The organism is Candidatus Viridilinea mediisalina (assembly GCF_002532535.1).
GTDB classification, from domain to species: Bacteria; Chloroflexota; Chloroflexia; order Chloroflexales; family Chloroflexaceae; genus Viridilinea; species Viridilinea mediisalina.
On sequence record NZ_NQWI01000336.1, the window covers coordinates 1 to 507 of the forward strand.

Genomic DNA, 507 nt, shown 5'->3' on the forward strand with positions numbered 1-507 from the left:
ATTGATCAGCCAGAGGCCGTCGGGATGCATGCCCGGACCAAAGTGTACCTGCTCCGTGTCTTGGGCTACCACCAGCCATGCGCCATCGGGCGACCAGGCGAGGGCGCTTAGGTGATCATGGTTGAGCGGGATCCGTTCTGGGAGACGCTGCGGATTGGCTGTATCAATCAGGAAGAGCGCATTGTTCCAGGCGTAACCCCACGCGTAGGAATGGTTGGCCCAACAATCGGCCCCGATCACCGCCAGCCTGCGCCCATCGGGCGACCATTGAGCATCGAAGACTGTGCCGGCACCGCCGGGTGTGGCACAGTAGTAGCGTGAGTGATCCCACATCAGATCTGCCCGCCCGGTATCCAAGTTGCCCGTCACTTTGTAGTAGCTGATCCTCGCGACCTGTTCGCTGCTGAGCGCCTGAAGGCGAATAGGATCGTCTCTTGTTTGTGGTGGATCAGCAAGCGTTTCGCCAGTGGGCGTAATACGCACCAACGACCATGTGGTCTCGTCCCA

The 507-nt window shown here is 60.0% G+C and carries 1 protein-coding gene; it reads right to left on the reverse strand.

The genetic code is table 11. The annotated features are described in order from the left end of the window. Window positions 1–507, reverse strand: a 507-nt coding sequence (locus CJ255_RS23990) for a hypothetical protein (protein ID WP_165774902.1), incomplete at both ends; no start/stop codon positions are given.